Source organism: Pseudomonas sp. MM213 (assembly GCF_020423045.1).
In the GTDB taxonomy this organism is placed as follows: Bacteria; Pseudomonadota; Gammaproteobacteria; order Pseudomonadales; family Pseudomonadaceae; genus Aquipseudomonas; species Aquipseudomonas migulae.
The window spans coordinates 3,838,278-3,858,707 of sequence record NZ_CP081943.1 but is presented as its reverse complement, the minus strand read 5'-3'; the positions used below and the strand labels follow the sequence as shown (position 1 = coordinate 3,858,707).

Annotated in this window: 23 protein-coding genes; 14 read left to right on the top strand and 9 right to left on the bottom strand. The window is 61.9% G+C overall.

Annotation, left to right across the window (positions count from 1 at the left end):
- The gene (locus K5R88_RS17540) at positions 1-711 is read right to left on the bottom strand and encodes an ABC transporter ATP-binding protein (RefSeq protein ID WP_223453249.1); all 711 of its coding nucleotides are present in this window, start codon (positions 709-711) and stop codon (positions 1-3) included.
- Positions 712-843: 132 nt separating this feature from the next.
- Positions 844-1,428 carry a DUF2796 domain-containing protein gene (locus tag K5R88_RS17535; RefSeq protein ID WP_226298122.1) on the bottom strand — a complete coding sequence of 195 codons (585 nt, stop codon included), beginning with the start codon at positions 1,426-1,428 and terminating at the stop codon, positions 844-846.
- Positions 1,429-1,563: 135 nt separating this feature from the next.
- Here K5R88_RS17535 and K5R88_RS17530 point away from each other — a divergent pair, with 135 nt between their 5' ends.
- On the top strand, positions 1,564-1,902 hold the full coding sequence (locus K5R88_RS17530) for a hypothetical protein (protein WP_192228076.1): 339 nt from the start codon (positions 1,564-1,566) through the stop codon (positions 1,900-1,902).
- A gap of 128 nt (positions 1,903-2,030) precedes the next feature.
- On the opposite strand, the gene trxA is transcribed toward K5R88_RS17530, so the two are convergent.
- The 3 genes from trxA to K5R88_RS17515 all read right to left on the bottom strand — a co-directional run bounded on the left by trxA (position 2,031) and on the right by K5R88_RS17515 (position 4,192).
- Positions 2,031-2,903, bottom strand: coding sequence for a thioredoxin (trxA, locus tag K5R88_RS17525; RefSeq protein WP_192228075.1), 873 nt, complete (start codon positions 2,901-2,903; stop codon positions 2,031-2,033).
- Positions 2,904-3,074: 171 nt separating this feature from the next.
- Positions 3,075-3,731: a class I SAM-dependent methyltransferase gene (locus tag K5R88_RS17520; protein ID WP_226298121.1), complete on the bottom strand. Its 657-nt coding sequence runs from the start codon at positions 3,729-3,731 to the stop codon at positions 3,075-3,077.
- A complete protein-coding gene (locus tag K5R88_RS17515) occupies positions 3,728-4,192 on the bottom strand; it encodes a YbaY family lipoprotein (protein ID WP_032832770.1) in 465 nt (154 codons plus the stop codon). Before K5R88_RS17515 ends, K5R88_RS17520 begins: the two co-directional genes overlap by 4 nt.
- Before the next feature lie 128 nt (positions 4,193-4,320).
- On the opposite strand from K5R88_RS17515, the gene nrdR reads away from it, so the two are divergent.
- From nrdR to K5R88_RS17455, 12 genes are all read left to right on the top strand, one after another.
- Complete coding sequence (nrdR, locus tag K5R88_RS17510; protein WP_003228656.1) at positions 4,321-4,785, top strand: transcriptional regulator NrdR; 465 nt, start codon at positions 4,321-4,323, stop codon at positions 4,783-4,785.
- Positions 4,782-5,915, top strand: coding sequence for a bifunctional diaminohydroxyphosphoribosylaminopyrimidine deaminase/5-amino-6-(5-phosphoribosylamino)uracil reductase RibD (ribD, locus tag K5R88_RS17505; RefSeq protein WP_008033747.1), 1,134 nt, complete (start codon positions 4,782-4,784; stop codon positions 5,913-5,915). Before nrdR ends, ribD begins: the two co-directional genes overlap by 4 nt.
- Before the next feature lie 46 nt (positions 5,916-5,961).
- Positions 5,962-6,624, top strand: coding sequence for a riboflavin synthase (locus K5R88_RS17500; protein ID WP_008033746.1), 663 nt, complete (start codon positions 5,962-5,964; stop codon positions 6,622-6,624).
- Between the two features lie 16 nt (positions 6,625-6,640).
- Positions 6,641-7,732, top strand: a complete 1,092-nt coding sequence (gene ribBA / locus K5R88_RS17495; protein ID WP_008033745.1) for a bifunctional 3,4-dihydroxy-2-butanone-4-phosphate synthase/GTP cyclohydrolase II — start codon at positions 6,641-6,643, stop codon at positions 7,730-7,732.
- Positions 7,733-7,823: 91 nt separating this feature from the next.
- Positions 7,824-8,300, top strand: a complete 477-nt coding sequence (gene ribH, locus K5R88_RS17490) for a 6,7-dimethyl-8-ribityllumazine synthase (RefSeq protein WP_003228649.1) — start codon at positions 7,824-7,826, stop codon at positions 8,298-8,300.
- Complete coding sequence (gene nusB / locus K5R88_RS17485; protein ID WP_008042952.1) at positions 8,297-8,797, top strand: transcription antitermination factor NusB; 501 nt, start codon at positions 8,297-8,299, stop codon at positions 8,795-8,797. The genes ribH and nusB overlap by 4 nt, the downstream gene beginning before the upstream one ends.
- 18 nt (positions 8,798-8,815) lie before the next feature.
- Positions 8,816-9,781, top strand: coding sequence for a thiamine-phosphate kinase (gene thiL / locus K5R88_RS17480; protein ID WP_226298120.1), 966 nt, complete (start codon positions 8,816-8,818; stop codon positions 9,779-9,781).
- Positions 9,778-10,281 carry a phosphatidylglycerophosphatase A family protein gene (locus tag K5R88_RS17475; RefSeq protein WP_207286587.1) on the top strand — a complete coding sequence of 168 codons (504 nt, stop codon included), beginning with the start codon at positions 9,778-9,780 and terminating at the stop codon, positions 10,279-10,281. Before thiL ends, K5R88_RS17475 begins: the two co-directional genes overlap by 4 nt.
- 21 nt (positions 10,282-10,302) lie before the next feature.
- Entirely contained in the window at positions 10,303-11,040 is a 738-nt protein-coding gene (locus K5R88_RS17470) for a substrate-binding periplasmic protein (protein ID WP_226298119.1), read from the top strand.
- 252 nt (positions 11,041-11,292) lie between these two features.
- Complete coding sequence (ribA, locus tag K5R88_RS17465) at positions 11,293-11,910, top strand: GTP cyclohydrolase II (RefSeq protein WP_008033730.1); 618 nt, start codon at positions 11,293-11,295, stop codon at positions 11,908-11,910.
- The gene (locus K5R88_RS17460) at positions 11,907-12,326 is read left to right on the top strand and encodes an MFS transporter (protein ID WP_226298118.1); all 420 of its coding nucleotides are present in this window, start codon (positions 11,907-11,909) and stop codon (positions 12,324-12,326) included. Before ribA ends, K5R88_RS17460 begins: the two co-directional genes overlap by 4 nt.
- Complete coding sequence (locus K5R88_RS17455; RefSeq protein ID WP_226298117.1) at positions 12,326-13,126, top strand: cobalamin-binding protein; 801 nt, start codon at positions 12,326-12,328, stop codon at positions 13,124-13,126. The genes K5R88_RS17460 and K5R88_RS17455 overlap by 1 nt, the downstream gene beginning before the upstream one ends.
- A gap of 110 nt (positions 13,127-13,236) precedes the next feature.
- Here K5R88_RS17455 and K5R88_RS17450 read toward each other — a convergent pair whose 3' ends face one another.
- The 4 genes from K5R88_RS17450 to K5R88_RS17435 form a co-directional block, all read right to left on the bottom strand.
- The gene (locus tag K5R88_RS17450) at positions 13,237-15,120 is read right to left on the bottom strand and encodes a TonB-dependent receptor domain-containing protein (RefSeq protein ID WP_226298116.1); all 1,884 of its coding nucleotides are present in this window, start codon (positions 15,118-15,120) and stop codon (positions 13,237-13,239) included.
- A gap of 128 nt (positions 15,121-15,248) precedes the next feature.
- The gene (gene dxs / locus K5R88_RS17445) at positions 15,249-17,147 is read right to left on the bottom strand and encodes a 1-deoxy-D-xylulose-5-phosphate synthase (RefSeq protein WP_226298115.1); all 1,899 of its coding nucleotides are present in this window, start codon (positions 17,145-17,147) and stop codon (positions 15,249-15,251) included.
- 91 nt (positions 17,148-17,238) lie between these two features.
- On the bottom strand, positions 17,239-18,126 hold the full coding sequence (gene ispA / locus K5R88_RS17440) for a (2E,6E)-farnesyl diphosphate synthase (RefSeq protein WP_192228067.1): 888 nt from the start codon (positions 18,124-18,126) through the stop codon (positions 17,239-17,241).
- A complete protein-coding gene (locus tag K5R88_RS17435; protein ID WP_007894317.1) occupies positions 18,123-18,365 on the bottom strand; it encodes an exodeoxyribonuclease VII small subunit in 243 nt (80 codons plus the stop codon). Before K5R88_RS17435 ends, ispA begins: the two co-directional genes overlap by 4 nt.
- Positions 18,366-19,638: 1,273 nt before the next feature.
- Here K5R88_RS17435 and K5R88_RS17430 point away from each other — a divergent pair.
- A complete protein-coding gene (locus K5R88_RS17430) occupies positions 19,639-20,430 on the top strand; it encodes a YfaP family protein (protein WP_008042997.1) in 792 nt (263 codons plus the stop codon).

Sequence of the window (20,430 nt, the reverse complement as noted above, 5' to 3'; positions counted from 1 at the left end):
TCAAACCTCGGACGGAGTGGCGGCGCGATTGAGTTCGGCCAGCGACAGGTTGCGATCGAACAGCGGCGCAAGGCTTTGGTCGTGGCTGACGAACAACAGGCTCGACCCGGCTTCGCGGCATTCGGCGAACAACAGGCGAATGAAGTTTTCGCGGGCGTCGTAATCCAGAGCAGAAGTCGGTTCGTCGGCGATCACCAGTTCCGGCTGACCGATCAACGCACGGGCGGCGGCGACGCGTTGCTGTTGGCCGATGGACAGCGAGTCGGCACGGCGACCGAGGATGCTTTCATCTTTCAAACCCAAATGAGCGAGCAAGGTTGCCGCCGCCTGATCGACGCTGCCATGGCGCTGGATCGCCCGTTCGGCGCGCAGCCTGGAGAAGTGGCAGGGCAGTTCGACGTTCTCGCGCACCGAGAGAAATGGCAGCAGGTTGAACTGCTGGAAGATGTAGCCGGTGTGATCGACTCGAAAGCGATCACGCGCGCCGGCACCGAGTTCGGTCAGCTCCTGGCCGAGCAGGCGAATGCTGCCGCGATCGGGCTTTTGCACGCCACCGAGCAGGCCGAGCAGGGTGGTCTTGCCGCTGCCGCTGGGGCCTTTGAGGAACAGGGTTTCACCCGGTTCCAGGCGAAAGGCCGGGATGTCCAGCAGCGGCGGGTGACCGGGCCAACTGAAGCCCAGGTCGGACAGTTCGATGAGTGCTTGGGTCATAACACCGGTTTCATGAATGCAGATGACCTGTAGGAGCCGGCTTGCTGGCGATTGCGTTTTATCATTCAACAAATGTGTTGGCTGATACACCGTAATCGCCAGCAAGCCGGCTCCTACAGGGGGGCGGTGGGTTCAGAATTTCAGGGCGGCCGCCTTGGCCGTCACTTCTACCCCTTGCTGCCCGCTCGGGCTGATCAGTTGTACCTGAATTTTCTGGGTCGCCGGGAACGTGTTGAAAAGGTTTGCCAGATCCAGGGTTTTCAGTGCGCCCGGCGTTGCGCAGGTGAACTGGTAGTGAGCGTGGATTTCGCTGTGGTCGTGGTGATGCTCGTCTTTGGCATCGTCGTCATGATCATCATCGGCATCCGGCTTGTCACCGAACAGCGGGCTTTCCAGCTCCTGAGTCGCGACCACGCAACCCGCCGCTTTCGGCAGGTTGAACAGGGCCAGCGGTTTTTCAAGTTGCGCACGGGCGGCGGCGACTTTGGTTTTGTCGGCGTCGCTGGCAGCCGCGTGTTCGAAACCCACCAGGTTCATCGCCGGGCTTTCCAGTTCCAGCTCCAGGGTCTGACCGTCCAGCGCTGCGTTCAGGCGACCGACACCATGCTCGTGGGCACCGAGGCTGCCGTGTTCATGGTCGTGATCATGCTCATCGGCGGCATGGGCGATGGCCAGCGGCAACAGGGCAAACGGCAAAGCGAGCAGCAGACGGCGCATGGCGGGTCTCCGAAAAGTAAAATGAAGAATTTGTTATGTAATCTTATAACGTAAGTGCGAGGAGTTTGACCGGCTACTTGGCGTTGCACAAGTCCCATGGGAGCATGCAGGTCAGAAATGTGCGGGAGCGAAACCATGTTGCGTATACGCGGAAGCATCGGCGACTGGCCGGTGGATTTGACCCTGGAGATGGACGACGCTGACTGGGCGCGGCTCGGCGCGCAGGTGCAGGTGGTCAAGCCAGAGGTCAGTGCGACGCCGGCCAAACCGGTGAATCAGGATGATGCGCAGTGGCAGGTCGCAAAGGACCTGCTGCGCAAGGCCGGGCAACTGAGCGGGCCGGATTTGCTGGAGCAACTGGAAGGTTTGACTGGCAGCGCAGCGTCGGGCAAGCGACTGCTGGTGCGGTTGCGGCATAGCGCGGAGGTGAAGGTGGAGAGTGGCGGTGATACGCCGCTGTATCGCTGGCTGTAGGAGAGGGCTTGAGGATTGCGTTGTTTTTTCGGCCGCCATCGCCAGCAAGCCGGCTCCTACAGGATTTGCACGAACCTGTAGGAGCCGGCTTGCTGGCGATGAACGATGACGCGGTGCGTCAGTGAAACTCAGTACAACGCGGCGAAGAGCTTGCGGCGATACGTGGTCACCAGCGGGTGATCATTGCCCAGCAATTCGAACACTTGCAGCAACGTCTTGTGCGGCAAGCCTTCGCTGTAGCTGCGGTTACGCACGAACAGCTTGAGCAATGCATCCAGCGCCGCATCGTACTGCTGACGGGCCAGTTGCTGGATCGCCAGTTGATACACCGCTTCATCGTCCTGGGGATTCTTTGCCAGGCGCGCCTTCAGGTCCGCGGCATCCGGCAAGTCCTTGGCCTGGCCGAGAAACTGGATCTGCGCTTTTGCACCAGCCAATGCAGCCTTGTGTTCATCGCTTTTCACCGCGTCGAGCACGGTTTGCGCTTCACCCAGCTCACCCCGTTCAGTCAGGCAACGGGCGTACAGAATCAGCGCTTTGGCGTTGGTGTTGTCTTCGCCCAGCAGCACTTTGAGAATGGCCTCTGCGTCAGCGAAACGGCTCTCGTCAAACAGCGCCTGAGCCTGTTCGAATGGATCAGCCGCCGCCGGTGGCGGCATTTGTACGTGAGGCTCGAGCATGGCGCGGACGGCGGATTCCGGCTGCGCACCGGCAAAACCGTCCACTGGCTGGCCATCCTTGAACAACACCACGGTCGGCAAGCTGCGGATGCCGAAGCGAGCGACGATGTCTTGTTCCAGATCGCAGTTGACCTTGGCCAGCAGCAACTCGCCCTGATAGCTCTCGGCGATGGTCTGCAGCATCGGCATCAGCACTTTGCAGGGCGCACACCATTCGGCCCAGAAATCCACCAGCACCGGTTTGTGGAAAGAGTTCTCGATCACCGACTGGTCGAAATCGGCAGTCGTGGCGTCGAAGATGTACGGCGTTTGCTGACTCATGGGGGATCTCGTAAAAGCGTGAATGGGGCAACTATACGGCTTGGTGGGGGGTGGCTGAAAGTGTGCGCAGTCTGACAGATGGCCTTCGCGGGCAAGCCTCGCTCCTACAGGTCCGCGTCGTTATTAAGAGCGGCACTAAACCTGTAGGAGCGAGGCTTGCCCGCGAAGCTTTTAAGCGCGCCGCGCGTGATACAGGCTCACATACCGAAACTCTTCAGGCTCGGCCAGATCCGGCAAGGTCATCGCTTCGAGCATTTCGATGCGTTGATACAACGGATGACGAAAATCCCTCACCCGCGAATCCGCCACCAGCGCTTCCCGGCCGCGACTCAAAAACTCATCGAGCAGCGGCAGATTCTCCCGGTCGTACAGCACGTCGGCCACCAGGATCAGATCAAAGCGATCCGCCTCGGCGAAAAAGTCCGTCGAGTAACTCAGCTCCACTTCATTGAGTTCGGCATTCGCCCGACAGGCGGCAATCGCCAGCGGGTCCAGGTCACACGCCACCACTTCCTGCGCCCCGGCCTTCACCGCGGCAATCCCCGCGACGCCGGAACCGGCACCAAAATCCAGCACGCGTTTGCCTTTGACCCACTCGGGGAATTCAGCGAGGTAGCGGGCCATCGACAACCCGCTGGCCCAGCAGAAACTCCAGTACGGCGGTTCATGCAGAATCCGCCGGGTTTCTTCCGGGCTGAAGGCGCGGTCCATGTTGTCGCCGTCGATCAGCCAGAGTTTCAGGGCGGTATCGGGCAAGGCGACCGGGACAAGTTGTGCATCGCCCAGCAACTCCCCCAACGCCTGTTGCAGGTCGAGCGGTGCAATCATGGCGCTTTGACGAATTGCAGTTGACCCAGGGCCTGGGTCGTCGGCTGGGTGATGACTTGCGACGGCAGGTGCAGAATCAGCTGGCCGGACTGGCTGGCGCGGCCCCGCAGTTCCACGCGGGCACCGGCCGGAAACGAATCCGGGTTGAAGCGCAGGTGAAACGGCAATACCTGATTGGTGCCGATCAGGCTGGAGCTGGCGAGCAATTGTTGCGGGCGATCCTTTTCATCGATCACCAGCAGCGCCAATTCGACTTCGGCACCGGCCGGCACGCCTTGCAACGTGCCGCTCAATTCACGCTGATAAGCGGGCAACGGACCGAGGTTGGCGGACTCGCGGGCTTTTTTCTGCGCCGCCTGTGGAGCGGGGCCGGGCGTTGGCGGCTGGGGCTTGGGTGCATCGCTGCTGCAGGCCACCAACAGGCTGAAAAGGCTGAGCAATACGAGCGGTCTGAGTGACATTTGCGGCTCCAGCAAGGTGAAATCCATGGATCATTCTCTATAGCCAGTCTGTATACCGCAAACCCTATGGCTTGTCTTGCCACCGGGATGCGCTACCATGGCCCTCCCTTTTTTTGTTGCCTGCCACCATGCACTGTCCCTTCTGCGGTGCCAACGACACCAAGGTCATCGACTCGCGTCTGGTCGCCGAGGGCGAACAGGTGCGCCGCCGGCGCGAATGCCTGGCCTGCGGCGAGCGTTTCACGACGTTCGAAACCGCTGAACTGGTGTTGCCGCGCCTGATCAAAACCGACGGCAGCCGCCAGCCGTTCGACGAAGAAAAACTCCGCGCCGGCATGCAGCGTGCGCTGGAGAAGCGCCCGGTGAGTGTCGAGCGCCTCGAATCGTCGCTGGTGCACATCAAACACAAGCTGCGCGCCACCGGCGAGCGCGAGGTCAAGTCCCTCGTGGTCGGTGAACTGGTGATGGCCGAGCTGCAAAAGCTCGATGAAGTCGCCTACATTCGTTTCGCCTCCGTGTATCGGCGCTTCCAGGACCTCAACGAGTTCCGCGAAGAGATCGATCGCCTGGCCCGTGAGCCGGTGAAAGAATGACCACCTCCACAGAGCTTGCCATCCTCGACGCCCATTACATGGCCCGCGCCCTGGAACTGGCGCGCAAAGGCCACTACACGACGCATCCCAACCCGCGTGTTGGCTGCGTGATCGTGAAGGACGGGCAGATTGTCGGCGAAGGCTGGCACGAGCGCACCGGCGAACCCCACGCCGAAGTCCACGCGCTGCGCGCTGCGGGCGACAAGGCCCGTGGGGCCACCGCTTACGTGACCCTCGAACCGTGCAGCCACCACGGCCGCACGCCGCCTTGCGCCGATGCGCTGGTGAATGCCGGCCTCGCACGCGTCGTCGCGGCGATGCAGGACCCGAACCCGTCGGTGGCCGGCCGTGGTATGCAGCGTCTGGCTCAGGCCGGCATTGCCATCGAAAGCGGTGTGCTGGAAGGTGAGGCACGCAAGCTCAATCAAGGCTTTCTTAAGCGCATGGAACACGGCTTGCCGTTCGTGCGGGTCAAGTTGGCCATGAGCCTCGACGGTCGCACGGCGATGGAAAGCGGCGAGAGCCAATGGATCACCGGCCCGGCCGCACGTTCGGCGGTTCAACGCCTGCGCGCCCAGGCCAGCGTGGTGTTGACCGGCGCCGACACGGTGCTGGCGGATAACGCCCGTTTGACCGTGCGCGCTGACGAGTTGGGGCTGGACGCCGAGCAAACCGCATTGGCAATGAGCCGTCCGCCGCTGCGCGTTTTAATCGATGGCCGCCTGCGCGTGCCGCTCGATGCGCCATTCTTCAAGGCCGGCCCGGCGCTGGTCGCCACCTGCATGGCGATTGAAGAACAATACGCCAACGGCCCGGAATGCCTGATCGTGGCCGGCGACGATGGCTTGGTTGACCTGCGCAAGTTGCTGGTTGAACTGGCCAATCGCGGCGTCAACGAAGTGCTGGTCGAGGCCGGTCCGCGTCTGGCCGGGGCCTTTGCCCAGCAAGGTCTGGTGGACGAATTCCAGATTTTCATCGCCGGCAAGTTCCTTGGCTCTTCGGCCCGACCATTGCTCGACTGGCCGCTGGCTCAGATGAAAGACGCGCCCGAGCTCAAAATCACTGAAATCCGCGCGGTTGGCGATGACTGGCGAGTCATTGCCATTCCTGCGCCATCGGCGAGCGTATAATTCCGGGCCAGCGCCACGCGACGGCCCTGTTCTCGAGGAGGACTTCATGTTTACCGGCATCATCGAATCCATCGGCAGTATTCGTGCATTGACCCCAAAAGGCGGAGATGTGCGGGTCCATGTAGAAACCGGCAAGCTCGATCTGAGCGACGTCAAACTGGGCGACAGCATTGCGGTCAACGGCGTGTGCCTGACGGCCGTTGAGCTGCCAGGCAACGGCTTTGCCGCGGACGTCAGTCGCGAAACCCTCGACTGCACCGCCATGAACGACCTGAAAAGCGGCAGCCCGGTCAATCTGGAAAAAGCCCTGACCCCGACTACTCGCCTCGGCGGGCACCTGGTCAGCGGTCATGTCGATGGCGTGGGCGAAGTGGTTGCCCGCACCGAGAACGCACGTGCCGTGGAATTCCGCATCCGTGCACCGAAAGAACTGGCCAAGTACATCGCCCACAAAGGCTCGATCACCGTCGACGGCACCAGCCTGACCGTGAACGCGGTCGATGGCGCCGAGTTCCTGCTGACGATCATTCCGCACACCCTGAGCGAAACCATCATGGCGTCGTACCAGCCGGGTCGCCGGGTGAATCTGGAAGTGGACTTGCTGGCCCGTTACCTGGAGCGCCTGTTGCTGGGTGACAAGGCCGCCGAGCCGACTTCCAGTAACATTACCGAAAGCTTTCTGGCCGCCAACGGCTACCTCAAATCCTGACCCAAGGGGGTGCCTTGTGGCGCTCAATAGCATCGAAGAACTGGTTGAAGACATCCGCCAAGGCAAGATGGTCATCCTCATGGATGACGAAGACCGCGAGAACGAAGGCGACCTGATCATGGCCGCCGAGTGCTGCCAGGCCGAACACATCAATTTCATGGCCAAGCACGCCCGTGGCCTGATCTGCATGCCGATGAGCCGCGAGCGCTGCGAAACGCTGAAGCTGCCGTTGATGGCGCCACGCAACGGTTCCGGTTTCGGCACCAAGTTCACCGTGTCCATCGAAGCCGCCACCGGCGTGACCACCGGCATCTCCGCAGCCGACCGTGCGCGCACCGTGCAGGCCGCTGCCGCGAAAGACGCCAAGGCTGAAGACATCGTCAGCCCCGGCCACATCTTCCCGCTGATGGCCCAGGCCGGTGGCACCCTGGCTCGCGCCGGCCACACTGAAGCTGCCTGCGACCTCGCGCGCATGGCCGGTTTTGAGCCGAGCGGCGTGATCTGCGAAGTGATGAACGACGACGGCACCATGTCCCGTCGCGCCGAACTGGAAGCTTTCGCCGCCGAACACAACATCAAGATCGGCACCATCGCCGACCTGATTCACTACCGGATGATCCACGAACGTACCGTTCAGCGGATTGCCGAGCAGCCACTGGACAGCGAACTGGGCCAATTCAACCTGGTGACCTATCGTGATTCCGTGGAAGGCGACGTGCACATGGCCCTGACCCTGGGCACCGTGTGCGCCGAAGAACCGACCCTGGTTCGCGTGCACAACATGGACCCGCTGCGCGACCTGTTGATGGTCAAGCAGCCTGGCCGCTGGAGCCTGCGCGCCGCCATGGCCGCGGTTGCCGAGGCTGGCAGCGGCGTGGTGCTGTTGCTCGGTCACCCGCTCGATGGCGACGTGTTGCTGGCGCACATCCGCGAAACGGCCGATCACGCCGCGGTGAAAAAACCGACCACCTACAGCATCGTCGGTGCCGGTTCGCAGATCCTTCGGGACCTGGGCGTGCGCAAAATGCGCCTGATGTCTGCGCCAATGAAATTTAATGCGATATCCGGTTTCGATCTGGAAGTTGTAGAATACGTGCCCTCCGAATAATGACCGGTTGTTCCCGGCCCTGTATTCGCGGTTCAAATATCACTGAGGGACGCGTAGAAGACGCGTCCCGGCTCTTTAAGAGAACTAACGAATGACCCTGAAGACCATCGAAGGTACCTTCATCGCCCCTAAAGGCCGCTACGCTTTGGTAGTGGGCCGTTTCAACAGCTTCGTTGTTGAAAGCCTGGTCAGCGGTGCAGTTGATGCCCTGGTTCGCCATGGCGTGAGCGAAAGCGACATCACCATCATCCGCGCACCTGGCGCCTTCGAAATCCCGCTGGTTGCGCAGAAAGTCGCTCAGAAGGGCGAGTTCGCAGCCATCATCGCTCTGGGCGCGGTCATTCGTGGCGGTACTCCGCACTTCGAATACGTGGCGGGCGAATGCACCAAGGGCCTGGCCCAGGTGTCCATGGAGTTCGGCGTTCCGGTTGCCTTCGGCGTCCTGACCGTTGATTCCATCGAGCAAGCCATCGAACGTTCCGGCACCAAGGCCGGTAACAAAGGTGCCGAAGCTGCCCTGTCCGCTCTGGAAATGGTCAGCCTGCTGGCGCAGTTGGAGGCCAAGTGATTAGCGACGAAAGCGATCGTTTCAACCCGCGCGATCCAAAGCCTGCGGATGCCGGCAAGCCATCGAAAAGCGTCAAGCGTCGCGAAGCCCGTCAGCTCGCGACTCAGGCGCTGTACCAATGGCACATGGCCAGGCAATCGCTGAACGAGATCGAAGCGCAGTTCCGGGTCGATAACGATTTCAGCGATGTCGACGGCGCCTACTTCCGTGAAATCCTGCATGGGGTTCCCGCGCAGAAAGACCGTATCGACGCCGCACTGACACCTTGCCTGGACCTGACCATCGAAGAGCTGGATCCGGTTGAACTGGCGGTATTGCGCCTGTCCACCTGGGAACTGCTCGAGCGCGTCGATGTGCCTTACCGCGTTGTGATCAACGAAGGTATCGAACTGGCGAAAGTCTTCGGTTCCACCGACGGCCACAAGTTCGTCAACGGTGTACTCGACAAGCTGGCCCCGCGTCTGCGTGAAGCTGAAGTGAAGGCGTTCAAGCGCTGATCCGCGCTTGTAACTGCTATGGGCGAGTTTGAGCTGATCCGCAATTTCTTCGCCGCCGCGCCTTGTGCGCAGGGCGGCGAAGGCGTTGCCCTCGGGATCGGCGATGACTGCGCCTTGCTCGCTGTTCCCCCCGGGGAGCAGCTGGCGATTTCCACCGACACGCTCGTGGCCGGTGTGCATTTCGCAGACCCCTGCGACCCGTTTCTGCTCGGTCAACGTTCGCTGGCCGTGGCCGTCAGCGATCTGGCGGCCATGGGCGCCACCCCCGTTGCCTTTACCCTTGCCCTGACCTTGCCGACGGTAACCGCCGATTGGCTGGACGCCTATGCCCGTGGTTTGAACCGCATGGCGCAGAACTGCGGCGTTGCGCTGGTGGGGGGCGACACTACCCGTGGGCCGCTGAGCCTGACCATGACCGTGTTCGGGCGTGTGCCAAGTGGTTTGGCGTTGACCCGCAGCGGTGCGCAACCAGGCGACCTGCTGTGTGTCGGCGGTGAGCTGGGCAACGCCGCCGGTGCCTTGCCGCTGGTGCTCGGTCAGCGCACGGCTGAAGCCGCCATCGCCGATCCGCTGCTGGCACATTACTGGTCGCCGCAACCGCAACTCGCGCTGGGCCAGGCGTTACGCGGTAAAGCCACCTCGGCGCTGGACATCTCCGATGGCTTGCTCGCCGACTGCGGGCACATCGCGCTCGCGTCGAGGGTCGGCATTCAGGTTGAGCGGGACCGCTTGCCGCTGTCGAAGGCCTTAGTGGCCTTCCTCGGTCAATCGGGCGCCGAACACGCCGCCCAGAGCGGTGGTGACGATTACGTACTGGCCTTCACCTTACCGTCCGTCGAGTTGCCGGGGTTGCTGGCAGATGGCTGGCCAATCCATGTGATCGGGCGCGTGGTCACGGGGCAGGGCGTTGTGCTGCTGGATGCCGCCGGACAAGACATCACCCCGCAAACCCGGGGTTATCAACATTTTCGGGAGTCACCGTGACAGATCACCCCAAACAGGTCCCGGCGGAAAACGTACCGCCGTCGGTCTGGCGCAATCCCTGGCATTTCCTGGCGTTCGGCTTCGGTTCGGGCACCTTGCCAAAGGCACCGGGCACCTGGGGTTCGTTAGTTGCGCTACCCTTTATTCCGTTGTGGCAGATGCTGCCCGACTGGGGTTACTGGCTGATGCTGGGCATCACCATGCTGTTCGGCTTCTGGCTGTGCGGCAAAGTGGCCGACGATCTGCGGGTGCACGACCACGAAGGCATCGTCTGGGACGAAATGGTCGGGATGTGGATCACCCTGTGGCTGGTGCCGGAAGGCTGGTACTGGTTGCTCGCGGGTTTTCTGGTGTTCCGCTTCTTCGACATCCTCAAGCCGTGGCCGATTCACTGGATTGACCGGCATGTGCACGGCGGTGTCGGGATCATGCTTGATGACGTATTGGCCGGGGTGTTCGCGTGGTTGGCGATGCAGGGGCTGGTATGGATTTTCGCCTGAGTGGCGGAACAGGGAACTAGGATGGCTCGACGCTGGTTGGCTGTGATGGGTTTCGCACTGTTTGCTTCGCTCGCCCAGGCGGGGGAGGCAGTGACAACGCCATCGGTGATTCATCTGGCCAGCGAAGACTGGGAAGACTACACCGCCGCCGATGGTCATGGCCTGGGTTGGGACGTGTTGCGCGAAGTCTTCGAACCGGTCGGCGTCAAACTGGACATCAGGACCGAACCCTACATTCGCGCCATCGGCCTGGCGCAGCGTGGCGAAGTGGACGCCTGTGTCGGTGGTTATCGGGATGACGTCAGCGACTTGCTGTATCCGCGCTGGAATTACGACACCGATCACATTTACGCCCTGGGGCTGGCCAGCAATCCGGTGCCGACGCCGCAGACGCTGGGCAACTACCGGCTGGCCTGGGTCCGGGGTTACAGCTTCCAGAACTACCTGCCCAACGTACGTCGCTATAACGAGGTGATGCGGCGCACCGGCATTCTGTCGATGCTGACCCACAACCGTGCCGACTACTACATCGACGCGCTGACCGAGGTGGATTACGTGCTCCGCTGGACCAAGGATCCGTCCCAGTTCCGGCGCACGCACATCGCGGAATTGCCGCTGTACCTGTGCTTTGCCAATACGCCCAAGGCGCGGAAACTGATGGCGCTGTTCGACGAGCGAATGGACGTGCTGGTCAAAAACGGCCAGTTGAAACCGATTTTCGAACGCTGGAAACAGCCGTATCCGTTCGACCTGAATTGAACACAAGTTCCGCGGCACACCGCGAACTTTGTAGGAGCCGGCTTGCTGGCGATGGCGTCCATTCAGGCGATAAATATGCAGGCTGAACCTCCGCTATCGCCAGCAAGCCGGCTCCTACAGGTGTTGTTGCGCATTCGGTGATCAAACTTTTAGATCGTTATGCTCCATAATTCAGCCTAAGCGTCTGTAGGAACCTGCTGTTACAATGCCGCGTCTGCGAATCTCCAGTACTTATTGATCAGGAGCACACCGGTGCCTGTCGTTTTTGTCGCCGCTTCCAAGCTGCCAACGCCTTTTGCGCAATTCACCATGCATGGCTTTCTCGATGAAGAGAACGGGCGCGAGCACGTTGTACTGAGCCTCGGTGAGTTCGACGACGGTGCCCCGGTACTCGGCCGCTTGCACTCTGAATGCCTGACCGGCGATGCCTTGTTCAGCCAGCGCTGCGACTGCGGCTCGCAACTCGAGGCTGCCTTGCAGGCCATCGCCCGCGAAGGCCGTGGCGTGTTGCTGTATTTGCGTCAGGAAGGCCGTGGCATTGGCCTGCTGAACAAAATCCGCGCCTATGAATTGCAGGACGGCGGCGCCGACACCGTTGAAGCCAACGAGCGTCTGGGCTTCGCCGCCGATCAGCGCGACTACGCCATGTGCCTGCCGATGCTTGAGCACCTGGGCGTGAAATCCCTGCGCCTGATGACCAACAACCCGCGCAAGGTCAAAGCCTTGACCGACATGGGTATCGTCGTCGCCGAGCGCGTGCCGCTGCACACTGGCCACAATCCGCACAACAAACTCTACCTGGCCACCAAGGCCAGCAAGCTCGACCACATGATGGGCAACGAGCATCAGGGTGAGGTAGACCGGGCGTGACCCGCGGTCAAGTGCGGCGCCGACTGTCCGTCAGCTGGTGGCAATACCTGGCGCTGGCCCTGCTGCCGCTGTTCGTGATCAACGGCGTGTTTGGCCAGGGCGAGGCGCTCCTGCCGGTGCTGGCGATGCCGCTGTTCATCGCCGGTGTGGCCTCGATGTTTGTCAGCCTGAAGTTTTTCGGTGGCTATAAACACGCACTGATCGCCACCCAGAAAGCCCTCGATACCCCTGAAGAGCCCGCCGCGTGGATTGTCCTGGCTGCCAAGCGCCGTACTGCGTTTCTGGCCGCCGGTTTACCGGCCTGGATCGGTGCGTTGGCCGTATTCGTCGGTCTTGAAGCGGTGCCGTTGGTGCTGTTGGCGCTGTCGACCACGGTGCTGTTCTACCTCTACCGTATCCCGCGTCAACTCGGCTGATGCGCCGCATCGGGCTGGCGGTTTTGCTGCTGGCCGTCAGCAGCCTGACCTCTGCGGTCGAGCGCGTCGTCAGCCTCGCGCCGTCTCTCTCTGAAATCGTGGTTGAGCTGGGTTCGGCTGATCTTCTGGTCGGCGTACTGGATGCCGGCGATCGTCCAGCTGAACTCAAAGACCTGCCTTCCGTTGGTCGCTACGGCCAGTTGGACATGGAGCGGTTGCTCAGCCTCCAACCCGATTTGTTGCTGCTCTGGCCCGGCAGCGTCGGCTCGGCCCAGCGTGAACAACTCAAGCACCTGAACATCCCCACGTACGTCGCCGACCCCCACACTCTTGACCAACTGACCGCGCAAATCGAGGCGATTGCCACGCAGCTTGGCCGGCCCGAGCGAGGCGTGTCATTGGCCAGCGACCTGCGTCAGCGCCTCGATGCACTGCGCCAGCGCTATCGACGGGATGAACCGCTGCGGGTGTTTTATCAGGTCTGGGATCGTCCGCTGTACACCGTCGGTGGCGGGCAGATCATCAGCGATGCGCTGGACGTGTGCGGCGCGCGCAATGTGTTTGCCGACCTGGCATTGCCAGCGCCGCAGGTCAGCGTGGAGGCGGTGTTGCAGCGCAATCCCGAGGTGATTCTGGCCGGTGATCAGGCGCAGCTGGAGGCGTGGAAGGCGTGGCCGCAAGTGGCGGCGGTGGCGCAGGGGCGATTGCGGTTGGTGACGGATAAAGGGCTGGAGCGGCCGAGTGGGCAGATGATCGAGGCGACGGCCAAGCTCTGCCAATTGATAGCGCCCGATCGTTAAACCGCGGCGCGGCCTTCGCGGGCAAGCCTCGCTCCTACAGAGGATCACAGTGCTTTGTAGGAGCGAGGCTTGCCCGCGAAGAGGCCCGCCCGAACACCGCAAATGTCAGATCAGATCTCCGGCGTCCAGGTCACCCCAAACATCCACGCCCGACCTTCCTCGCGATACCCATACTGACTGCCGTCATGGCTGTACAACGCCCGGCTGTAACCCTTGTCCAGCAGGTTATCGACCTTCAGCTCAAGCTTGATCTCACGATTCAGCTCCCAACTGCTGCGCAGCCCCAGCAGCGCATACCCGCCTAACGGCTGCCGATTGTCCTCATCGTCAAAGCTGCTGCTCACAGCTTGCCAACTGGCGCCGAGACCCAGTCGATCAAACTGTCGATCCAGATCCAGGCTCAACGTCCGCCGTGCACGACGCGCCAGGGTGTGCCCACTGTCGCGATCCCGCGGGTCGATGAACGCCACGCCAAGGTTGCTCTGCCAACCGAACAGCTCCTGCTTCAACGCCGCTTCAAACCCGTTGATCCGTGCCGAGGCGACGTTCTGCGGGCGGTCGTTGCTGCCGAAGATAATCGCGTCCTTGAGATCGGTGCGATACACCGAGGCTTCGAGGCGGCTGTTTTCGGTCAGTTGACTGCGCCATTGCAGCTCGTAGCTTTTCGAGGTTTCAGGCTTCAGGTCCGGATTGCTGAAATCCGGGTAATACAAGTCATTGAACGTCGGTGCGCGAAAGCCTTCGCTGTAGGTCAGCAGTACATCGTTATCCGGGTTCAACGGCAGGGTGAAGGTGCCGCTCCAGCTGTTCTGGCTGCCGAACTGCTGGTTCTGGTCGCGGCGCAGGCCCAGTTCCGTGGAAAAGCTGTCGGCCTGATAGCGATGCTGGATAAATGCCGCGCGGTTCCAGCGGCTGTCCTCGTCAAATGCGGTGCTGCTGTTGATGCGGTCTTCGTACCAATCACCGCCGAGGATCAGGCTGTTGCGCGCGTCGAGCGTCAGGTCGTTCTGCCAGTTCACCGAGTCTCGGTAGGTGTTGAACACGCTGCGTTCATCGCTGAGCTTGTCGAAGGTCTGCTCGCGGTTTTCGCTGTGGCCGAACTCAACGCGGGTTTTCCACCGGTCGTTGATGCGCGCATCGAGGTAACTGCTGAGGCTGCTCACCGTGAATTCGTTGTAAGGCTGCTGCTGGACCGACTCGAAGGTGGTGGTATCGAAGCGGCCGAACGGGTTGTCGAACGCGCTTTTGCCACGGTTATCCAGCAGGTTGGCACCGATTTCGAGGTCATCGGTGAGGGCGTGACTCAGGCTCAGGCTCACCGACTTGTTGCGATACTCATCGTGATCACCATCGCTGGGGTACGACGCGTGAGTGCGATTGATCCCGGCCGTCTCATCGAGACTGGCACCCAGGTTGAAGCGGGTTTGCTCATCGCCACCAGACACGCCGAGGCTGCGCTCCCATGTCTGGTTGCTGCCAAACCCCATGTGCAGGCGCGGTTGCAGGCCTTGTTCGGCGCCACGACGGGTGAAAATCTGGATCACCCCGCCAATCGCATCGCTGCCATAAATCACCGAACGGGAGCCACGCAGCACTTCCACGCGCTCGACTTGCTCGATGTTGATGTGTTGCAGGTTGCTGTCGCCGGAAGTCGAGTTGCCGATGCGTTGACCGTCCACCAGCACCAGGCTCTGAGCGGATTTGGTGCCGCGAATGTAAACCCCCGGCAAACTGCCGCGCCCACCGGTTTGCCCGACTTGCACGCCCGGCACGCGACGCAGCAGGTCGGTGATGCTGCCCGGTTGCAGGCGGTCGATGTCGTCGCGGGTGAACACGGTGTTGGCGGCGCTGCTGTCGTTGCGCGCTTCGACCTGGCGGTTGGCGCTGATCAGCACGTCGGGCAGTTTCAGGGCTTGATCGCGTTCGAAGGTGTCGGCCAGGAGCGGGCCGGACGGCAGAAGGGTCAGCGTCAGGGCGAGGCGGGAGAGTTTCATGGGTAATCCGTAGCAAACACGGGACTTGTAGGAGCGAGGCTTGCCCGCGAAGAGGCCATAACATTCAACATTTATGTTGACCGTTAGATCGTCTTCGCGGGCAAGCCTCGCTCCTACAGGGGGAGGGGTTACTGAGCTAGCAGTTGCAGGCGTTCGCGGATCGAGGCCTCGATCCCGGCCTCGTCCAGTCCACATTCGGCCAGCATTTGCGCGGGCTTGGCGTGTTCGACGTAAAGGTCCGGCAAGCCCAGGTGCAGCACCGACTTGAGGATGTTCTCGCGGGCGAGGAATTCGCTGACCGCGCCACCGGCACCGCCCATGATCGCGTTCTCTTCGATGGTCACCAGCAACTCATGGTTGCCGGCGATTTCGCGAACCAGCTCTTCATCCAGCGGTTTGACGAAACGCATGTCGACCACGGTGGCATCCAGCGTCTCGGCGACTTTCAGCGCCTCGGCCAATTGCACGCCGAACACCAGCAGGGCGACTTTGTTGCCCTGACGGCGAACCACGCCTTTGCCGATTTCGATCGGTTGCAGGTCTTTCTCGATCGTTGCGTTCGGGCCGTTGCCGCGCGGGTAGCGCACCGCCGCCGGGCCGTTGTACAGATGGCCCGTGGTGAGCATTTTGCGCAGTTCGTTTTCGTCGCTCGGGGTCATCACCAGCATGCCGGGGATGCAGCGCAGGAACGACAGGTCGAAACTGCCGGCGTGCGTCGGGCCGTCTTCGCCAACCAGGCCGGCGCGGTCGATGGCGAACAGGACGTCGAGGTTTTGCACCGCCACATCGTGAACAAGCTGATCGTAGCCGCGTTGCAGGAACGTCGAGTAGATCGCCACCACCGGTTTCGCGCCTTCACAGGCCATACCCGCCGCGAAGGTGACGGCGTGCTGTTCGGCAATCGCCACGTCGAAATAGCGCAGCGGGAAACGCTCGCTGAAGGCCACCAGGTCGGAGCCTTCTTTCATCGCCGGGGTGATGCCCACCAAGCGTGGATCGGTCGCGGCCATGTCGCACAGCCATTCGCCGAATACGCCGGAATACTTCGGACCGCTGGCTTTTTTCGGCGCAGCGGCCGGAGCGTCCAGCGGTTCGAGTTTGGTGATGGCGTGGTAACCGATCGGGTCGACTTCCGCCGGGGCGAAGCCTTTGCCTTTCTTGGTGACGATGTGCAGGAACTGCGGGCCTTTGAGATCGCGCATGTTGCGCAGAGTGGCGATCAGGGTCGGCAGGTCGTGGCCATCGATCGGGCCGATGTAGTTCCAGCCCAGCTCTTCGAACAGCGTGCCGGGAACCAGCATGCCTTTGGCGTATTCTTCGGTGCGACGGGCGATTTCCCAGGCGCCGGGCAGGCGCGACAGGACCTTTTTGCTGCCTTCACGCATGCTCGCGTAGGTGCGGCTGGAAAGGATTTTCGCCAGGTAATTCGACAAGCCGCCGACGTTGCGCGAGATCGACATGTCGTTGTCGTTGAGGATCACCAGCATGTTGGCGTCCACTTCCGGCGCGTGGTTCAGCGCTTCGAACGCCATGCCGGCGGTCAACGCGCCGTCGCCGATCACTGCAATGGCCTTGCGATCACTGTTCTGCAGGCGGGCGGCAATGGCCATGCCCAGCGCTGCGCTGATCGAGGTGCTGGAGTGGCCGACGCCAAAGGTGTCGTACTCGCTCTCGGAGCGGCGCGGGAAGGCGGCGACGCCGTCCTTCTGGCGCAGGGTGCCCATGCGCTCGCGACGGCCGGTGAGGATCTTGTGCGGATAGGCCTGATGACCCACGTCCCACACCAGCCGGTCGTCCGGGGTGTCGAAGACGTAATGCAACGCGATGGTCAGCTCGATGACGCCCAGGCCGGCACCGAAATGCCCGCCGGTCTGACCGACCGTGTAGAGCAATTCCAGGCGCAACTCATCGGCCAGGGTTTCCAGCTCGGCTTCGCCTAACCGGCGCAGGCCGTCCGGCGTGTTGGCACGGTCGAGCAGGGGCGTGGTCGGGCGCTTGCGGGGAATCTCATGAAACGTCGTGGGCATCAGGCGAATCGTTATAGGTATAGAAGAGGCGGCAGTTTACCTGATGCATCGGCCCCTGCCCACGCGTTGCTCTTTTTTGGCGGATACGCTGTCAGCTGCGCCGTTCGACGATATACCGGGCCAAATCGCGCAATGGCTCGGCGGCCGCGTCAAACGGTCGCAGCGCATGCAGGGCCTGATCGCGCAGTTCCAGCGCGTAGGCTTTGGCCGCATCAAGGCCGAGCAGGGCCGGGTAGGTCGGTTTGTCGCGCGCGATGTCGGCGCCCTGGCGTTTGCCGAGGGTTTCGGTATCGCTTTCGACGTCGAGAATGTCGTCCTGCACCTGGAAGGCCAGGCCGATGGCCTGTGCATAGGTCTGCAAGGACTTCAGTTCGTCTTTCTCGGCCCGGCCGCTGGCGAGGGCGCCGAGTTTGACGCTGGCCTCAATCAGCGCGCCGGTCTTGTGCCGGTGCATGTATTCGAGGGCTTTCTGATCGAGCTTCAAGCCGACCGAACCGAGGTCGATGGCTTGACCGCCGACCATGCCGGCCGGCCCTGCTGCCAATGCCAATGCGCTGACCATTTGCAGGCGGATCTCAGCATCGGACGTGCTCAGGCGCGGGTCGAGCAGGGCGCTGAAGGCCAGGCTCTGCAAGCCGTCACCGGCGAGAATCGCGCAGGCTTCATCGAATTTTTTGTGGGTGGTCGGCTGGCCGCGACGCAGATCGTCGTCGTCCATCGCCGGCAAATCGTCGTGCACCAGCGAATAAGCGTGGATCAGCTCCACCGCGCAGGCAGCGCCGTTGGCTTGCTCGGGCTTGCCGCCCAGCGCTTCGCACGCTGCGTAGGCCAGCAGCGGACGCACGCGTTTACCGCCGTTCATCACGCTGTAGCGCATGGCTTCGTAGAGCCGCGCGAGTTCCGGGCTTGGTGCGTTGAACAGGGTTTCCAGTGCCGCGTTGACGCGGGCCTGGCTCGTCGCCGAATACGCTGCAATCATTCTGGTTGATCCGCGTCGAAGGGTTCCTCGGCGAGTTCGCCATCACGTTCGAGCAGCACTTGAACCTTTTGCTCGGCCTGGGCCAGCGCTGCCTGGCAATCACGGGTCAGACCGATGCCTTGCTCGAAAGCCGTCAGCGAGTCTTCCAGCGACAGTTCGCCGTTCTCCAGTCGCTCTACCAGCGTTTGCAGGTCGGCGAGGGATTGTTCGAAATCCAGTGCAGCTTTTTTGCGGGCCATGGCGGCGATTTCCGGTTGACGTTAAACCGGCGCGACACTAGCAGACATGGGGGTTATGGGCAAATTAGGGCATTGTTTGTTGTGCGGTTGGTTGGGGGGATATCCGTTTTTGTGGTAACGGCTTCTATTGGTTCCGCCCTTACGGCGGGTCACTTGGAAGAGCCCCAAGTAACCAAGGGCTTTTGCCCCTTTCGTTCGGTGCCTCGCTGTGGCTCGGCATACCCTCGCTCCGGTCCTGCTCCGTGGGCCCGCCGCGATCGGCCATCCCTGGCCGTGCGCGGCTAACCCGGCATCCATGCCGGGTTGCCCACTGCGCAGAACCTGCGCTCGGCCTCTCGAGGGGGCGTGTACCTCAAGATCAAAAGCGGAAGGCGAGCTAACGCTCGGCCTGATGAGTGGTGAGAATCAAAAGCGTACACAAATCCCTGTAGGAGCCGGCTTGCTGGCGATGGCGGAGGGTCAGTCAACGTGTGTATTGACTGGACGGACGCTATCGCCAGCAAGCCGGCTCCTACAGTTGATCGTATTTATCCAAACGCATGTGCATTTCCCTTGTAGGAGCCAGCTTGCTGGCGATAGCGGTAGGGCAGGACGCTATCGCCAGCAAGCCGGCTCCTACAGGGGGATGCGTACGAACAAAGAGCCAGGTCGGCTGGCAGGCCGCCTCGCTTTGGCTTTTGCTTGGCTTTTGATCTTGATCTGCCCCGTCGGAAGGCCGAGTGGAGGTTCTGCGCAGTGGGCAACCCGGCATGGATGCCGGGTTAGCCGCCCCCGGCCATGGATGGCCGATGGCGGCGGGCCCACGGAGCAGGACCGGAGCGAGGGTATGCCGAGCATTAGCGAGGCACCGTACGTCAGGGGCGCGGGCGCTTGGTTACTTGGCGCTTTTCCAAGTAACCCGCCGTAAGGGCGGAACCAATAGCCGCCGTTACCCCAGCAATGGATATGTACACCATCAAAAACTCGTCGCCAGACACACAGCCTTCGCGAGCAAGCCCGCTCCCACAAGGGCACCGGGTACATCCGCAGGACTGCGTTCTCAGGTAACAGCACTACTGCAATGACGAGGATTATTCAGCCCACACCCAACAATCATCGTGATCCCCCCCGCAATTCAAGATGTATCCGATTGTTAAAAACCCGCCAAATGGCTAACCTTCGCGCCTTCTACGACCCAATAGTCACGGGTCTTTCTGACGAAACGCAGTATTTGGATCTGTAACGCGCCGAGGATCAGGCGCAAGGTTTCGTTATGCATGGCAGGAGGCATCACATGCGTTCATTTCTTCTATTGCTGATGGGGTGGGTCTGCGCGACCGCAGCCTGTGCCGAACCGACGGCCGAGCTGTCGGAACCGGTGGGCGGCTGGCGCTACAACGGCCTGCTCGATCGCAGCGAAAACCCGCAAGTCGCCTACCCAACGCCGCCCATCGACCGGGGCGTACAGCGCAATCGCACGATGATCGAAGGCCAGCTCAAGGCCATCGGCACTCAACGCGGGCCGCACACGCTGGCGGTCAACGGCAATCCTCTGAACCTGTACACCGACGACCAGGGGCGTTTCGCCCGGCCCTACGCGTTTGGCGCAGGCTCCAACAGCGTCGAAGTGCGCAGCGTCGAAGGCCAGTCCCTCAAGCGCGTCCAATTCTATGAAGCCAACAACCTGCGTACCCCGGCGCGGATTCGCGTGGTGCTGGGTTGGGACGATCCGAAAGCCGAGCTCGACCTGCACATCATTACCCCCGACGGCCAACATGCGTTCTGGGCTCGCCCGGCGATGAGCAACGGCGGCGGCCTCGACCCGGACGGCGTCGACGGCCCCGGCCCGGAAATGTTCACCATGACCGCGCCGCTGCATGGCACCTATCTGGTTTACGTGAACTATTGGGGCAACTTCGGCAGCGGCGGCTATAACTTCGATGAGACCAGCAACCAGAACGAGGTGATCACCTCGCAGATCAACCTGGTGCTGAACGAAAACACCGTCGACGAAAAACGCGAGACCTTCATCGTGCCCCTGCGCGCGATCGGTGACCTGCTGCTGGTCAAGACTTTCAACTATTAA

What these genes read in the sequence shown, in the direction of transcription:
- K5R88_RS17540 (WP_223453249.1), bottom strand. Translation starts at nt 711, where the DNA reads ATGACCCAAGCACTCATCGAACTGTCCGACCTGGGCTTCAGTTGGCCC.
- K5R88_RS17535 (WP_226298122.1), bottom strand. Translation starts at nt 1,428, where the DNA reads ATGCGCCGTCTGCTGCTCGCTTTGCCGTTTGCCCTGTTGCCGCTGGCC.
- K5R88_RS17530 (WP_192228076.1), top strand. Translation starts at nt 1,564, where the DNA reads ATGTTGCGTATACGCGGAAGCATCGGCGACTGGCCGGTGGATTTGACC.
- trxA (WP_192228075.1), bottom strand. Translation starts at nt 2,903, where the DNA reads ATGAGTCAGCAAACGCCGTACATCTTCGACGCCACGACTGCCGATTTC.
- K5R88_RS17520 (WP_226298121.1), bottom strand. Translation starts at nt 3,731, where the DNA reads ATGATTGCACCGCTCGACCTGCAACAGGCGTTGGGGGAGTTGCTGGGC.
- K5R88_RS17515 (WP_032832770.1), bottom strand. Translation starts at nt 4,192, where the DNA reads ATGTCACTCAGACCGCTCGTATTGCTCAGCCTTTTCAGCCTGTTGGTG.
- nrdR (WP_003228656.1), top strand. Translation starts at nt 4,321, where the DNA reads ATGCACTGTCCCTTCTGCGGTGCCAACGACACCAAGGTCATCGACTCG.
- ribD (WP_008033747.1), top strand. Translation starts at nt 4,782, where the DNA reads ATGACCACCTCCACAGAGCTTGCCATCCTCGACGCCCATTACATGGCC.
- K5R88_RS17500 (WP_008033746.1), top strand. Translation starts at nt 5,962, where the DNA reads ATGTTTACCGGCATCATCGAATCCATCGGCAGTATTCGTGCATTGACC.
- ribH (WP_003228649.1), top strand. Translation starts at nt 7,824, where the DNA reads ATGACCCTGAAGACCATCGAAGGTACCTTCATCGCCCCTAAAGGCCGC.
- thiL (WP_226298120.1), top strand. Translation starts at nt 8,816, where the DNA reads ATGGGCGAGTTTGAGCTGATCCGCAATTTCTTCGCCGCCGCGCCTTGT.
- K5R88_RS17470 (WP_226298119.1), top strand. Translation starts at nt 10,303, where the DNA reads ATGGCTCGACGCTGGTTGGCTGTGATGGGTTTCGCACTGTTTGCTTCG.
- K5R88_RS17455 (WP_226298117.1), top strand. Translation starts at nt 12,326, where the DNA reads ATGCGCCGCATCGGGCTGGCGGTTTTGCTGCTGGCCGTCAGCAGCCTG.
- K5R88_RS17450 (WP_226298116.1), bottom strand. Translation starts at nt 15,120, where the DNA reads ATGAAACTCTCCCGCCTCGCCCTGACGCTGACCCTTCTGCCGTCCGGC.
- dxs (WP_226298115.1), bottom strand. Translation starts at nt 17,147, where the DNA reads ATGCCCACGACGTTTCATGAGATTCCCCGCAAGCGCCCGACCACGCCC.
- ispA (WP_192228067.1), bottom strand. Translation starts at nt 18,126, where the DNA reads ATGATTGCAGCGTATTCGGCGACGAGCCAGGCCCGCGTCAACGCGGCA.
- K5R88_RS17435 (WP_007894317.1), bottom strand. Translation starts at nt 18,365, where the DNA reads ATGGCCCGCAAAAAAGCTGCACTGGATTTCGAACAATCCCTCGCCGAC.
- K5R88_RS17430 (WP_008042997.1), top strand. Translation starts at nt 19,639, where the DNA reads ATGCGTTCATTTCTTCTATTGCTGATGGGGTGGGTCTGCGCGACCGCA.